At 50.9% G+C, this 14,447-nt stretch carries 11 protein-coding genes; 10 read left to right on the forward strand and 1 reads right to left on the reverse strand.

The genetic code is table 11. The features are described 5' to 3' along the window. Window positions 1-4: 4 nt before the first annotated feature. Together atpD and I2D83_RS22075 are read left to right on the forward strand one after the other, a co-directional pair. Window positions 5-1,387, forward strand: coding sequence for a F0F1 ATP synthase subunit beta (gene atpD / locus I2D83_RS22070; RefSeq protein WP_015842331.1), 1,383 nt, complete (start codon window positions 5-7; stop codon window positions 1,385-1,387). Window positions 1,388-1,406: 19 nt separating this feature from the next. Then, window positions 1,407-1,826 (forward strand): F0F1 ATP synthase subunit epsilon, encoded by a 420-nt coding sequence (locus I2D83_RS22075; RefSeq protein WP_015842332.1) that lies wholly within the window; start codon window positions 1,407-1,409, stop codon window positions 1,824-1,826. A 181-nt stretch (window positions 1,827-2,007) separates the two neighbouring features. On the opposite strand, the gene pelX is transcribed toward I2D83_RS22075, so the two are convergent. Further along, the gene (pelX, locus tag I2D83_RS22080; RefSeq protein WP_205947306.1) at window positions 2,008-4,242 is read right to left on the reverse strand and encodes a pectate disaccharide-lyase PelX; all 2,235 of its coding nucleotides are present in this window, start codon (window positions 4,240-4,242) and stop codon (window positions 2,008-2,010) included. A gap of 314 nt (window positions 4,243-4,556) precedes the next feature. On the opposite strand from pelX, the gene glmU reads away from it, so the two are divergent. From glmU to phoU, 8 genes are all read left to right on the forward strand, one after another. Further along, window positions 4,557-5,927 (forward strand): bifunctional UDP-N-acetylglucosamine diphosphorylase/glucosamine-1-phosphate N-acetyltransferase GlmU, encoded by a 1,371-nt coding sequence (gene glmU / locus I2D83_RS22085; RefSeq protein ID WP_205947307.1) that lies wholly within the window; start codon window positions 4,557-4,559, stop codon window positions 5,925-5,927. 197 nt (window positions 5,928-6,124) lie between these two features. Further along, entirely contained in the window at window positions 6,125-7,957 is a 1,833-nt protein-coding gene (gene glmS / locus I2D83_RS22090) for a glutamine--fructose-6-phosphate transaminase (isomerizing) (RefSeq protein ID WP_181830430.1), read from the forward strand. 167 nt (window positions 7,958-8,124) lie between these two features. After that, entirely contained in the window at window positions 8,125-9,552 is a 1,428-nt protein-coding gene (locus tag I2D83_RS22095; protein ID WP_181830431.1) for a DUF4026 domain-containing protein, read from the forward strand. 211 nt (window positions 9,553-9,763) lie between these two features. Beyond that, entirely contained in the window at window positions 9,764-10,804 is a 1,041-nt protein-coding gene (gene pstS / locus I2D83_RS22100) for a phosphate ABC transporter substrate-binding protein PstS (RefSeq protein WP_182100679.1), read from the forward strand. 164 nt (window positions 10,805-10,968) lie between these two features. Further along, window positions 10,969-11,928: a phosphate ABC transporter permease PstC gene (gene pstC, locus I2D83_RS22105; protein ID WP_015842338.1), complete on the forward strand. Its 960-nt coding sequence runs from the start codon at window positions 10,969-10,971 to the stop codon at window positions 11,926-11,928. Then, window positions 11,928-12,815, forward strand: a complete 888-nt coding sequence (gene pstA / locus I2D83_RS22110; RefSeq protein WP_015842339.1) for a phosphate ABC transporter permease PstA — start codon at window positions 11,928-11,930, stop codon at window positions 12,813-12,815. Before pstC ends, pstA begins: the two co-directional genes overlap by 1 nt. A 67-nt stretch (window positions 12,816-12,882) precedes the next feature. Next, window positions 12,883-13,656 carry a phosphate ABC transporter ATP-binding protein PstB gene (pstB, locus tag I2D83_RS22115; protein WP_010681437.1) on the forward strand — a complete coding sequence of 258 codons (774 nt, stop codon included), beginning with the start codon at window positions 12,883-12,885 and terminating at the stop codon, window positions 13,654-13,656. 12 nt (window positions 13,657-13,668) lie between these two features. Further along, window positions 13,669-14,400: a phosphate signaling complex protein PhoU gene (gene phoU / locus I2D83_RS22120; protein WP_205947308.1), complete on the forward strand. Its 732-nt coding sequence runs from the start codon at window positions 13,669-13,671 to the stop codon at window positions 14,398-14,400. The last annotated feature ends 47 nt before the right edge of the window (window positions 14,401-14,447 follow it).

The raw sequence follows: 14,447 nt of genomic DNA on the forward strand, positions 1-14,447 counted from the left end.
CAAGATGGCTACTGGAAAGATTATCCAGGTAATCGGCGCCGTGGTGGACGTCGAGTTCCCGCAAGATGCCGTACCAAAGGTGTACGATGCGCTTGAGGTAGAGAACGGCGCTGAGAAACTGGTGCTGGAAGTGCAGCAGCAGTTGGGCGGCGGTATTGTTCGCTGTATCGCAATGGGTTCTTCTGACGGTCTGCGTCGCGGGTTGAACGTGAATAACCTGGACCACCCGATCGAAGTGCCGGTAGGTAAAGCAACGCTGGGTCGTATCATGAACGTCTTGGGTGAACCCATCGACATGAAAGGCGACATCGGCGAAGAAGAGCGTTGGGCTATTCACCGCGCTGCTCCGAGCTATGAAGAGCTGTCAAACTCACAAGAGCTGCTGGAAACCGGCATCAAGGTTATCGACCTGATGTGTCCGTTTGCCAAGGGCGGTAAAGTGGGTCTGTTCGGTGGTGCGGGCGTAGGTAAAACCGTAAACATGATGGAGCTGATCCGTAACATCGCGATCGAGCACTCCGGTTACTCCGTGTTTGCAGGCGTGGGTGAACGTACCCGTGAAGGTAACGACTTCTACCACGAAATGACCGATTCCAACGTAATCGACAAAGTATCACTGGTTTATGGCCAGATGAATGAGCCACCAGGTAACCGTCTGCGCGTAGCACTGACCGGTCTGACCATGGCGGAAAAATTCCGTGATGAAGGTCGTGACGTACTGCTGTTCGTCGATAACATCTACCGTTATACCCTGGCCGGTACGGAAGTATCCGCACTGCTGGGTCGTATGCCTTCTGCGGTAGGTTATCAGCCGACGCTGGCGGAAGAGATGGGCGTTCTGCAAGAACGTATCACTTCAACCAAAACCGGTTCTATCACCTCCGTTCAGGCTGTTTACGTTCCTGCGGATGACTTGACTGACCCATCTCCAGCCACCACCTTTGCTCACTTGGATGCAACCGTGGTACTGAGCCGTCAGATCGCTTCTCTGGGTATCTACCCGGCCGTTGACCCACTGGATTCCACCAGCCGTCAGTTGGATCCGTTGGTTGTTGGTCAGGAACACTATGATGTTGCCCGTGGCGTGCAGTCTATTCTGCAGCGTTATCAGGAACTGAAAGACATCATCGCGATTCTGGGTATGGACGAGCTGTCTGAAGAAGACAAGCTGGTGGTATCTCGTGCACGTAAAATTCAGCGCTTCCTGTCACAGCCGTTCTTCGTAGCGGAAGTATTTACCGGTTCTCCGGGTAAATACGTTGCCCTGAAAGACACCATCCGTGGCTTTAAAGGGATTATGGAAGGCGAATACGACCACCTGCCAGAGCAGGCGTTCTACATGGTTGGTTCCATTGACGAAGTCGTGGAAAAAGCCAAGAAACTGTAACGCCTTGTAGGAGGGTGACATGGCTATGACTTACCATCTGGATGTCGTGAGTGCAGAACAGCAAATGTTCTCCGGTCTGGTGCAGAAGATCCAGGTAACGGGGAGCGAAGGCGAACTGGGTATTTATCCGGGACATGCCCCTCTGCTTACTGCCATTAAACCTGGTATGGTTCGTATCGTTAAGCAGCACGGTGAGGAAGAGTATATTTATCTTTCTGGCGGCATCCTTGAGGTGCAGCCGAATACCGTTACCGTACTGTCTGATACCGCAATCCGTGGGCAGGATCTGGATGAAGCTCGTGCGCTGGAAGCGAAACGCAAAGCTGAAGATCATATCCGTAATTCGCATGGTGATGTGGATTATGCTCAGGCTTCAGCAGAGCTGAGCAAAGCGATTGCGAAGCTGCGCGTTATCGAGCTGACCAGAAAAGCGATGTAACAGATAAGCTTGCAATAATTGAAGGCCAGTCAGTTCATACTGACTGGCCTTTTTGCATTTAAGTCTATGTTACATATAAAAATGCCTGCGAGAGCAGGCATTAAGATCGCGGATAAATCCATTTACTACTGCTCGATATGCTTTGTCAGCCCCTACCTTGTTAGGCGGGGGCTTGAAGCCCTTATTTTTTCTTCAGGAAGTCGCCAAGTACCAGATTGCCTTTGGCATCACGTGTAAACGTTTCAGGGATGGTTACCGACACGAAATTATTTACTGTGATTTCCTTACCTTGCGCGTTAACAGAGCGGTCGCCTTTGATGAAGTAGTTGGTGTTATCGATATTGCCGACAACCGCATCATCATATTTACCCGCTTTGGTTTTCAGCGACATGTTGTTCTTGAAGACGCCTTGTTTTTCCGGGCCAGAGTAAGGGCTTGGGCGGAAAATAAAGTTAAAGCGTTCGTTATCTAACGCGATGTTGTTTTCAACAATCAAGGCGCCAGGGTTGAAATTGTCGGTGAAACCATCAAGTTTGTTACCCACAGCAATGCTGTTTTTAACCTGATGCGCCACTGGCTGACCTTCTCCACCCATTTTGAAGCCGTTGCTGGTGTTGTTCATGGCAATTGAATTCTCGATCACCACAACGCCGTTTGCGCCGTCTTCGATTTTGTTAAACAGGTCGAAGCCGTCATCGATGTTGTTGTGTGAGAATGCGCCGCGAATCACGTTGCCTTCACCGATACGCATTTTCACCGCGAAACCGTCGGCGTTAATTTTGCCTGGGTCCTGATTGCTGTGAGATTCTGAGTTCAGGATCAGGTTATGGCTGGCCCACAGCGGTCTGCCTACATCGGCCGTCGAGGTCACCTGAATACCAGTATCGTCAGCGTGGTGCGCTATAACGCGTTCGATGGTGTTGTAGCTCCCCTCGATACGGAACGGTTTCTCGGTGATTTCAATCCCTTTAACATGCCAATGGCTCGCTTTCAGTTGCAGGCCGTGAATGACGGCTTTATTGCCGACAGCAAACAGATTCTTGACGGCTTTTTGCTGACCGCTGGCGCTGACAGGGATTTCAGACGCGCTGTAATCGCCATCGTTGAGCCAAATCGTGCCGCCTGCTGGTAGAGCGGCGACGGCGCTGGCTAAATCGAGCGGGGCATTTTTACTGCCGTCATTGCTGGCTGAACCTTGTGGCGAAACATACAGATTTTTAGCGTCTGCGTAAGCCACTCTTTCAACTTTCAATGTGCTCTCTTTTACCGCTTTATCATCCCCTTCCACAGGCTGGTAGGCTATCTTGAACTCAGCACCGTTGCCGGCAATTTTCGCTGGCAGAGAGAAGGTCTCTCCCGCTTTTATCTGCTTGGCATCACCCAGAGATTTACCGTCTTGTGAAACCGCGATCGTGCCGTTGTAATTGGCTTTGGCCTGCACGACATAGTGTTCGCTGGTGGTTTTAGGCGATGACATCACCTGAAGTAAAGGATCGTAGTCCTTAGCTTTAAACGCCGGTGAAGCTTTGGTTTGTGCTGGTGTGGTGGTCAACTGTGCATTACTGACGGTGATTTTGGCATTACGGGAGGCAAAGAAACCGACGTAGTAGTGGTCTTTATCCAGCTTGGTGACGACGTCCGCGCCTTTGACTTCTTTCGACACCCAGTTATCCGTGCCTTTCGGTGCATAAGAGGTGATGAAGCCATCGTTGGTACGCTCCAGTTTCAGGCGGAACGTCGGCGTTTGCTCCAGATTCACATTTTCCTGATAGCTGGTTTTGGTAATTTTCGCGCCCGCATTACCCCACGGCTGCGTCACGCCATTGCGCAAAATAGCCTGTAGTTTAATTTCGGTATGAGACTTTTTATCCTGCGTCATGATGGCGTTCATCACCATGTTGGACGCGGCAGGGAACTCTTCATACCCTTCTTTCAGCGGATCCTGACGCGGTACGCCGATAATATCGCGCACCAGAATCCCAGCCCCTTCCTGAGCCGCAGGCTTGGCGCCGTTTTCTGGCCCAAACTGTTCCACGGTAATATCAGACTGAAGCGTAAAATTCACATTGGCAGGCAGTTGCGTATAGAAGAACGTCAGCCCGTCATGGGTGTTGGCAATCTTTCCGCCACGGCTCTCAATCGTGATGGGGGCGGACAAATCAGCGTTATCCCCTGGGGCTAATTTCTTGCCGTTAATGGTGACATCGTTGACACCAATTTTTTCCGGCAGGACATTGGATGAAAAGTTTACGTCTGTTGACTGACCAAAGGCGATACCGTGCCAGACTGGCGTTGATTCTGTCGCGGCGTGTGTGCTGAAGCTGAAAAGTAATGCATTCGTCAACGCGACGGCTGCGAGGCGTGAAGAACGGTGTTTCCGTAAAGAATGACATTTTGGTGAAGAACAACGTTTCATTGTGTCTCCTTCGTTATTGAATTATTCGCCCGCGTATATTGCTATAAATGAAACGCTGTTTCTTTTGTGTGTGTCACAAATGGAAATACTTAAAAATAAAGTCTGTTTTTTATGAAACCCTGTGCCATTTCTGTTGTTGGGGACATCACACTCTCGCCATGGGTATTCATCGTCTTGTGCGAGATTTTCAGAAAAAACTCACCAAAAAGTATCCGCGTTATGCATGAGTTTCGGTAAACTCTGGTTATTCATGCCGTAACAGGCTAGCCATTTTTATTCTTGCGGAGCGATGGCTTCGCACTGTCAGGATGCTTATGTCAAATAGTGCTATGAGTGTGGTGATCCTTGCTGCGGGTAAGGGAACCCGTATGTATTCCGACCTTCCTAAGGTGTTACACAAACTGGCAGGTAAGCCGATGGTTCAGCACGTCATTGATGCCGCAATGACGACAGGCGCACAACACGTTCATTTGGTATATGGCCACGGCGGTGATTTACTAAAACGCGAATTGACCGATCCGGCATTGAATTGGGTGCTACAGGCAGAGCAGTTAGGAACTGGCCATGCGATGCAGCAAGCTGCCCCTTATTTTGCCGATGATGAAGATATCCTGATGCTATATGGTGATGTGCCGCTAATTTCGTCGCAAACGCTGGGGCGTTTACGTCAAGCTAAGCCGCAGGGCGGTATCGGTCTGTTGACGGTGAAATTGGACGATCCAACGGGCTATGGGCGGATTGTGCGTGAAAACGGTGCTGTAGTCGGGATCGTTGAGCACAAAGATGCCAGTGAAGAACAGCGCCAAATTAACGAGATCAATACCGGCATTTTGATTGCGAACGGTAAGGATCTGAAGCGTTGGTTAAGCCAATTGAATAACAACAACGCACAGGGCGAGTTTTATATCACCGATATCATTGCGATGGCAGCGGAAGAAGGCCAGCGTGTTGAGGCGGTTCATCCTGAGCGGTTGAGCGAAGTGGAAGGTGTTAATAATCGCCTGCAACTGTCGGCCTTGGAGCGGGTTTATCAGCGTGAACAGGCGGATAGACTGCTGCTGGCTGGTGTCATGCTGCTCGATCCGGCACGGTTTGATCTGCGTGGCGAACTGACTCATGGTCGTGATGTGGTGATTGATGTCAATGTTGTCGTGGAAGGCAATGTTAAGCTAGGCAACCGGGTGAAAATCGGTGCGGGCTGTGTGATCAAAAACAGTATTATTGGCGACGACTGCGAGATCAGCCCTTACTCTGTGTTGGAAGACGCTGTATTAGACGCTGAGTGTACCGTTGGTCCGTTTGCCCGCTTGCGTCCTGGGTCGGAACTGGCTGAAGGTGCGCATGTTGGCAATTTTGTCGAACTGAAAAAGGCGCGCTTGGGCAAAGGATCAAAAGCCGGTCATCTTAGCTATTTGGGGGATGCGGATATCGGTTCCGGTGTTAATATTGGCGCGGGAACGATCACCTGCAATTATGACGGTGCGAATAAACACAAGACGGTAATTGGTGATGACGTGTTTGTCGGCTCGGATAGTCAATTGGTGGCGCCCGTTAGCGTAGCCAACGGCGCGACAATCGGCGCGGGAACGACCGTCACGCACGATGTGGCGGAGAATGAGCTGGTGGTCGGCCGTGTGAAACAGCGGCATATTTCCGGCTGGCAGCGTCCGGTGAAGAAGAAATAGTTATGCCTCCGCACACGGCGGAGGCGGTTTTGTCCTGTACGTTGACCGCTCCCCTGTATTGGTCGAGCCCAGAGTACAGAACAAAACATAATAATCCCCAACTCTCTACAAGGCTCGGGGAACCCGGAAAAACCGGAACAATCAGGTCTAAGACATCCCTGGTGACACAATATGTCACTTTTATAGGAATACCATCGATGTGTGGAATTGTAGGCGCAGTTGCGCAACGTGATGTTGCTGAAATTTTGTTGGAAGGTTTACGTCGTCTTGAGTATCGCGGCTATGACTCTGCGGGGTTAGCGGTTGTTGATAGCGAAGGCAACGTCGCCCGTTTACGCCGTCTGGGGAAAGTACAGGTACTGTCTCAGGCTGCTGAAGAAAGCGATCTGCACGGCGGTACGGGTATTGCCCATACCCGTTGGGCAACGCACGGCGAACCTTCTGAAGAGAACGCTCACCCTCATGTTTCTGAACATATCACCATCGTCCATAACGGCATTATCGAAAATCACGAACCGCTGCGCGAACTGATGATCGGCCGCGGCTATCGTTTTGTTTCTGAAACCGATACGGAAGTGGTCGCCCATTTGGTTCATTTTGAACAAGCGCAGAACGGTGGAACGCTGGTTGAGGTGGTTAAGCGTGTGATCCCACAGCTGCGCGGTGCGTATGGCATGGTGGTGTTGGATAACCGCGATCCAAGCGTACTGGTTGCTGCTCGCTCTGGTAGCCCGCTGGTGATTGGCCGTGGTGTTGGTGAGAACTTCATTGCTTCCGATCAGCTGGCGCTGCTGCCCGTGACGCGTCGCTTTATGTTCCTGGAAGAAGGCGACGTGGCGGAAATCACCCGCCGTGACGTGCGCGTGTTTGATAAATCCGGCCAACTTGCCACACGCGAAGAAATCGAATCAAAAGTGAATTACGATGCCGGTGACAAAGGCGCGTATCGTCACTACATGCAGAAAGAGATCTACGAACAGCCGATGGCAATCAAGAACACCCTTGAAGGGCGTTTCAGTCACGGCGAGATCAATCTTTCTGAATTAGGCCCGAAAGCGGATGAACTGCTGGCGAAGGTTGAGCACGTTCAGATTATCGCCTGTGGGACGTCCTACAACTCCGGTATGGTTTCCCGCTACTGGTTTGAAGCGCTGGCGGGGATTCCGTGCGACGTAGAAATCGCCTCAGAATTCCGCTACCGCAAACCTGCGGTACGTAAGAACAGCCTGATGATTACCCTGTCTCAATCTGGCGAAACGGCGGATACGCTGGCCGCGCTGCGCTTGTCCAAAGAACTAGGCTATCTGGGTTCTTTGGCTATTTGTAACGTGGCGGGTTCCTCTCTGGTGCGTGAATCCGATCTGGCGCTGATGACCAAAGCGGGCGTAGAGATTGGCGTGGCCTCGACCAAAGCCTTCACCACCCAGCTTACCGTTCTGCTGATGCTGGTGGCGCGCGTTGGCCGTCTGCGCGGCATGGATGCGCAGATTGAGCATGATATTGTTCATGGTTTGCAGGCGCTGCCAGCGCGTATTGAGCAGATGCTGTCTCAGGACAAACTCATCGAATCTCTGGCAGAAGGTTTCTCTGATAAGCACCATGCGCTGTTCCTTGGCCGTGGCGATCAGTATCCGATCGCGATGGAAGGCGCGCTGAAGCTGAAAGAGATCTCTTACATCCACGCTGAAGCCTATGCTGCAGGCGAGCTGAAACACGGCCCGCTGGCGCTGATTGATGCGGATATGCCAGTTGTGGTGGTGGCACCGAACAACGAACTGTTGGAGAAATTGAAATCCAACATCGAAGAAGTTCGGGCGCGCGGCGGTGAGCTGTATGTCTTTGCTGATGAAGATGCCGGTTTCACCAGCAGCGAAAATATGAAAATTATTCCGCTGCCGCATATCGAAGAAGTGATTGCGCCAATCTTCTATACGGTGCCGTTGCAGCTGCTGTCTTATCACGTTGCGCTGATTAAAGGCACTGACGTCGATCAGCCACGCAACCTGGCGAAATCCGTTACTGTTGAGTAATTTTTAAAGAATGAAGGTAAGTAGCCTTGGTGCTATTTACCTTCGTTTATTTTTTATATCACCACCCATTTTCTATACTCCACTCTTTTTACGCTCACCGAACTCTCCTCATTAAAATTTATTCGGTATATTGGTTTACCCATATTGAATACTGACTCGTTCTTAATATGAATAACAAACAACAATACCTGGATATCGCCGAGGGAAAAGGCGAAAAAGCGCCTTCAACGATGGTGGCTTTTTCCTCACGAGAGATGAACTATCCGCTACTGGAAAGCCTGTTAGAGGCGCAGTCATTCTTTACCGAGGGTGAAATAAGCTATACCGAGCAGGGACAGGGCGGATTCTTTTATACCTGTCGCCATCATGATAGAGAGCTGACCTTTTATCTTGAGGTATCGGAGCGCGATCCTGAGAATAAAATCACGCCGATACATTCAACCGATCCGATTTCACCTGAGCTACTGGCGCAGGCTAATGCGGCAACGCAGGAAGTGATGGTCGAGTGTCTTTTTGGGTCAAACCCGCTGGAAGACTACGTTCATCAGCTTCGTTTATTAAGCGCCGTGGTACCGGATTTTCTCCTGGGGATCGATATTTCTGCCGCTGGTAACGTGTTTACCCGCGAATGGCTGAATTTTCAGCTAGAGGATGATGTTCTGCCGGAAATTGAATCGTTGTATACCATTCATGCCGTGTACGACACTGAAAACGATCCACCAACAACATTCTGGTTTCACTCGCATGGTTTGGCGCGATGCGGGCTGACGGAAGCGGAACTTGTCATTCCAGAGACGCTGAGTTCATATTACGGCATCCCGGATTTATTCAGAAGTTTTGTCAATAATGCTATTCAAAATCAGCAGATTACCTTTAACGAGCCGATTCTGTGCGGGCAAACTGACAGCGGCTATGAATATCTGGTGGCATTACCGTTTGAAGAAGGGCTGCGGCATGTGAATCAATCCACGCCGATTGACCAACTGCGGCCTCTGGAAGAGATGCGCTACGATCTGGAAGGGACACCGGAAGGCGTGTTTCTGGGCGATCGTGCCGATCGGGATGATGTGCATCAGGAACCCTCCTGTATGCTGTTTCGTACCAACGAAGAAAATCCGGTACTGCAAACGTTCTTTAAAGGGTTTGATGAGCAGAATGCCATCATGTTCTGGCGTACCAATGCGGAGACGGCGGAAATGTCGCGTAAAGCGCAGCTGCGCTGGCGCTATTTCGTCAATATGTTTGAAAACTACCATGTGAGTGATGAACCCGCTAAGCAGGGTTTTTTAGCTAAGCTACTAAAAAAATCACCGAAGCCTGTCGAGAGTGAATGGCGTTTCATGGTGAAGTTTGGCATTCCTCATGGTGAAGAAGGCGAAGAGCGTGAGCACATGTGGTTTATACCCGAAGCAATCCACGACACGGTAGTGACGGGAACATTAATCAATCATCCGTTCTACGTTGAGGATATGCAGGAAGGTGGTGTGTATTCTGTTGATATATCAAGGGTAACTGATTGGGCGATTTATTATCAAGGCGATAGCTATAAGCCTGATACGATTTACAAACTGCTTAGCCATAGCCAGACTCACTGACCGATCTCCGGAACCAGTCAGGACGCGTGTTCTGGCTGGTGGTACCTGAATTTTCCCGCGCCCTTTCTCATTGTCATAAAACTGTCATATTGCGTACATTTTACTGTCACCAAATTGTCCTATTTTTCCTCCTGCGAACTACACTCTGATTTGATAACTCTGATTGATAACGACTCCACGTCGACACGTCGATTATCCCACAGGAGGGATTATGAAACTGATGCGTACCACTCTTGCCAGTGTTGTTGCGGCAACCTTTTCTCTGACGGCATTCTCTGCTTTTGCTGCTGCTAACCTCACCGGTGCCGGTGCGACATTCCCTGCGCCTGTTTATGCCAAATGGGCTGACTCTTATCAAAAAGAAACCGGCAATAAAGTTAACTATCAAGGAATCGGTTCTTCTGGCGGTGTAAAACAGATTATCGCTAAAACTGTAGATTTCGGTGCTTCTGATGCGCCACTGGCTGACGACAAATTAGCACAGGATGGTTTATTCCAGTTCCCTACCGTTATCGGTGGCGTGGTACTGGCAGTGAACGTTCCTGGTATCAAATCTGGCGAACTGACGCTGGATGGTAAAACACTGGGTGATATCTACCTGGGCAACATCAAAAAATGGAACGACCCGGCGATCACCAAACTGAACCCGAATGCCAAGCTGCCGGATCAGGATATCGCTGTTGTTCGTCGTGCTGACGGTTCTGGTACGTCTTTCGTGTTCACCAGCTATTTGGCGAAAGTGAACTCTGAATGGAAAGAGAAAGTTGGTTCTGGTTCTACCGTGAACTGGCCAACCGGTCTGGGCGGCAAAGGTAACGATGGTATCGCAGCGTTCGTACAGCGTCTGCCTGGTTCTATCGGTTACGTAGAATATGCGTATGCCAAGCAGAACAACCTGGCTTACACCAAACTGATTTCTGCCGATGGCAAAGCGGTTAGCCCGACTGAACAGAGCTTCAGCAACGCGGCTAAAGAGATCGACTGGAGCAAATCTTTTGCTCAGGATCTGACCAACCAGAAAGGTGCGGACGCGTGGCCAATTACTTCAACCACCTTCATCCTGGTTCACACCAAGCAGGATAAACCTGAGCAGGGCGCTGAAGTGTTGAAATTCTTCGACTGGGCGTTCAAGAAAGGCGGCGAGCAGGCTACTGCTCTGGATTACGCCACACTGCCAAAAGAAGTGGTTGAGCAAATCCGTGCTGCCTGGAAAACCCAGGTAAAAGACAGCAACGGTAAAGCACTGTATTAATTATTGTATCGACAGCCGTCGTGTTGATAACCAGAGCGTGATGAGGTTGTCAGATGCTGGAAATACGGTAGTGGAATAACAAGTCGTATCGGGGCGGAGAGGTGATAGCAACCTCTCTGCCTTCAATAGCTTATTAAATGCAGTTAAAACGAGAAGAGAGACGTATGGCGGAGTACAAGCCAACTATCAAAGCCCCGGGAAAATATGGCGATATCCTCTTCAGCACGCTGGTAAAACTGGCGGCGCTGGTCACGCTACTGCTATTGGGAGGCATCATTGTTTCCCTGATTGTGGCGTCCTGGCCTAGCATCGAGAAGTTCGGTTTTGCCTTCTTGTGGACGAAAGAGTGGGATGCGCCCGCAGAGCAGTTTGGTGCACTGGTGCCGATTTACGGAACCGTCGTGACCTCACTGATCGCACTGATTATTGCCATCCCGATTAGCTTCGGGATTGCGTTATTTCTCACCGAACTGGCACCCGCATGGCTGAAGCGTCCGCTTGGCGTGGCGATTGAACTGCTGGCGGCCATACCGAGTATTGTTTACGGCATGTGGGGGCTGTTCATTTTCGCTCCGCTGTTTGCCGAATACTTCCAACAGCCGGTAGGCAACGTCCTGTCCGGCATTCCTATTGTTGGCGCACTGTTCTCCGGCCCGGCGTTCGGAATCGGTATTCTGGCAGCTGGCGTCATTCTTGCCATCATGATTATCCCGTACATTGCAGCGGTCATGCGTGATGTGTTTGAGCAAACGCCAGTCATGATGAAAGAGTCCGCTTATGGCATCGGCTGTACGACGTGGGAAGTGATCTGGCGGATTGTACTGCCTTACACCAAAAACGGCGTGATCGGTGGGGTGATGTTGGGATTGGGGCGTGCCTTGGGGGAAACCATGGCGGTCACCTTCATCATCGGTAACACCTACCAGCTCGACAGCGCGTCGCTGTATATGCCGGGCAACAGTATTACTTCTGCGTTGGCGAATGAATTTGCCGAAGCCGAATCGGGTCTGCACACGGCGGCGCTGATGGAACTGGGTCTGATTCTGTTTGTGATCACCTTTATTGTTCTGGCGTGTTCAAAGCTGATGGTGATGCGTCTGGCAAAAAATGAGGGAGCGCGCTAATGGCAACATTAGGCATAGAGCAAGAAGCCGAACTGGCACGCTCGCGGCGTAAAATGCAGGCCTGGCGTCGCCAGAAAAACCGCATTGCGCTGTTCTTATCCATGTCCACGATGGCATTTGGCCTGTTCTGGTTGATCTGGATCCTGTTCTCGACGGTGACTCGAGGCGTAGACGGTATGTCTCTGGCATTGTTTACCGAGATGACGCCGCCGCCTAATACGGCAGGCGGTGGATTGGCGAACGCCATCGTTGGTAGTGGATTGCTGATTCTGTGGGCGACGCTACTGGGTACCCCGCTGGGGATTATGGCGGGCATCTATCTGGCGGAATACGGTCGTAAATCTTGGATCGCCGAAGTGATTCGTTTCATCAACGATATTCTGCTATCCGCCCCTTCAATTGTGGTTGGCCTGTTTGTCTACACACTGGTGGTGGCAAAGATGCAGCATTTCTCGGGATGGGCGGGAGTCATTGCGCTGGCGCTGTTGCAAGTGCCAATTGTGATTCGTACTACTGAGAACATGCTTAAACTGGTGCCGGATAGCCTGCGTGAAGCGGCTTATGCACTGGGTACGCCGAAATGGAAAATGATTTCTGCGATTACGCTGAAGGCATCGGTATCAGGCATCATCACTGGGGTGCTGCTGGCTATCGCGCGTATCGCGGGGGAAACCGCGCCGCTGCTGTTTACGTCGCTGTCGAATCAGTTCTGGAGCACGGATCTGATGCATCCGATTGCTAACCTGCCGGTCACCATATTTAAGTTTGCCATGAGCCCGTTTGTGGAGTGGCAACAGTTGGCTTGGGCGGGCGTACTACTGATTACACTGTGTGTTCTTCTGCTGAACATTCTGGCGCGTGTTATTTTTTCCGCTAAGAAACACTAGTTTCTTAAAGAAACCAAATAAATTCAAGGTGTTGCAAGGCAGCGCCAGGAAAAAGAGAGAAGTCTTGATGAGTATGGCAACTGAGACATCCAACAAAATCCAGGTACGCGATCTGAATTTCTATTACGGAAAATTCCATGCGTTGAAAAACATCACGCTGGATATTGCCGCGAATCAGGTTACCGCGTTTATCGGCCCGTCCGGCTGTGGTAAATCCACACTGCTGCGTACGCTGAACAAAATGTACCAGCTCTACCCTGAGCAGCGCGCCGAAGGCGATATCCTGCTGGATGGCAATAACATCCTGACGGATAAGCAAGATATCGCGCTGCTGCGCGCCAAGGTCGGCATGGTTTTCCAGAAACCGACCCCGTTCCCGATGTCCATTTACGATAACATCGCGTTTGGTGTTCGCCTGTTTGAGAAACTGTCCCGCGCTGATATGGATGAGCGTGTGCAGTGGGCGCTGACCAAAGCGGCGCTGTGGCAAGAGACGAAAGATAAACTGCACCAGAGCGGTTATAGCCTGTCTGGTGGCCAGCAGCAGCGTTTATGTATTGCGCGCGGTATTGCGATTCGCCCGGATGTCCTGCTGCTGGATGAACCCTGTTCTGCACTCGACCCGATTTCGACTGGCCGCATTGAAGAGCTGATCTCTGAGCTGAAAAAAGACTACACCGTGGTCATTGTGACGCATAACATGCAGCAGGCGGCGCGTTGTTCCGATCATACGGCGTTTATGTATTTGGGTGAGCTGATTGAGTTCAGCGATACTGATACCCTGTTTACTGCTCCACGGCAGAAACAGACTGAAGATTACATCACCGGCCGTTACGGTTGATTAGGAAGCATCATGGATAATCTGAATCTGAACAAACACATTTCCGGTCAGTTTAACGCCGAACTGGAACATATCCGCACGCAGGTCCTGACAATGGGCGGGCTGGTGGAGCAACAGCTGACTGACGCGATTACCGCGATGCATAATCAGGACGCGCAGCTGGCTCAGCAGGTCATTGAAGGCGATTCCAAAGTTAACATGATGGAAGTGGCGATCGATGAAGCCTGCGTGCGCATTATCGCGAAGCGTCAGCCTACTGCGAGCGACTTGCGTCTGGTGATGGCGATTATCAAAACCATCTCTGAACTGGAACGTATCGGTGACGTAGCGGATAAAATCTGTCGCACCGCGCTGGAGAAATTCTCCCATCAGCATCAGCCGCTGCTGGTTAGCCTGGAGTCATTAGGGCGCCACACCGTGCAAATGCTGCATGACGTGCTGGATGCTTTTGCCCGTATGGATCTGGACGAAGCGATTCGTATTTATCGCGAAGACAAGAAAGTGGATAAAGAGTACGAAGGTATTGTGCGTCAACTGATGACTCACATGATGGAAGATTCCCGCACCATCCCAAGCGTACTGACCGCGCTGTTCTGCGCCCGTTCTATCGAGCGTATCGGTGACCGTTGCCAGAACATCTGCGAATTTATCTTCTACTTCGTTAAAGGTCAGGACTTCCGTCACCTCGGTGGCGATGCGCTGGAGAAGCTGCTGGCGCAGAAAGAGAAGAAAGAAGAAGAGTAAGCCCGTTCTTAGGCTTATCATGCTGACGCCCTGCTTGCAGGGCGTTA

The sequence above is a fragment of the Pectobacterium aroidearum genome (assembly GCF_015689195.1).
Lineage (GTDB): Bacteria > Pseudomonadota > Gammaproteobacteria > Enterobacterales > Enterobacteriaceae > Pectobacterium > Pectobacterium aroidearum.

What these genes read in the sequence shown, in the direction of transcription:
- atpD (WP_015842331.1), top strand. Translation starts at nt 5, where the DNA reads ATGGCTACTGGAAAGATTATCCAGGTAATCGGCGCCGTGGTGGACGTC.
- I2D83_RS22075 (WP_015842332.1), top strand. Translation starts at nt 1,407, where the DNA reads ATGGCTATGACTTACCATCTGGATGTCGTGAGTGCAGAACAGCAAATG.
- pelX (WP_205947306.1), bottom strand. Translation starts at nt 4,242, where the DNA reads ATGAAACGTTGTTCTTCACCAAAATGTCATTCTTTACGGAAACACCGT.
- glmU (WP_205947307.1), top strand. Translation starts at nt 4,557, where the DNA reads ATGTCAAATAGTGCTATGAGTGTGGTGATCCTTGCTGCGGGTAAGGGA.
- glmS (WP_181830430.1), top strand. Translation starts at nt 6,125, where the DNA reads ATGTGTGGAATTGTAGGCGCAGTTGCGCAACGTGATGTTGCTGAAATT.
- I2D83_RS22095 (WP_181830431.1), top strand. Translation starts at nt 8,125, where the DNA reads ATGAATAACAAACAACAATACCTGGATATCGCCGAGGGAAAAGGCGAA.
- pstS (WP_182100679.1), top strand. Translation starts at nt 9,764, where the DNA reads ATGAAACTGATGCGTACCACTCTTGCCAGTGTTGTTGCGGCAACCTTT.
- pstC (WP_015842338.1), top strand. Translation starts at nt 10,969, where the DNA reads ATGGCGGAGTACAAGCCAACTATCAAAGCCCCGGGAAAATATGGCGAT.
- pstA (WP_015842339.1), top strand. Translation starts at nt 11,928, where the DNA reads ATGGCAACATTAGGCATAGAGCAAGAAGCCGAACTGGCACGCTCGCGG.
- pstB (WP_010681437.1), top strand. Translation starts at nt 12,883, where the DNA reads ATGAGTATGGCAACTGAGACATCCAACAAAATCCAGGTACGCGATCTG.
- phoU (WP_205947308.1), top strand. Translation starts at nt 13,669, where the DNA reads ATGGATAATCTGAATCTGAACAAACACATTTCCGGTCAGTTTAACGCC.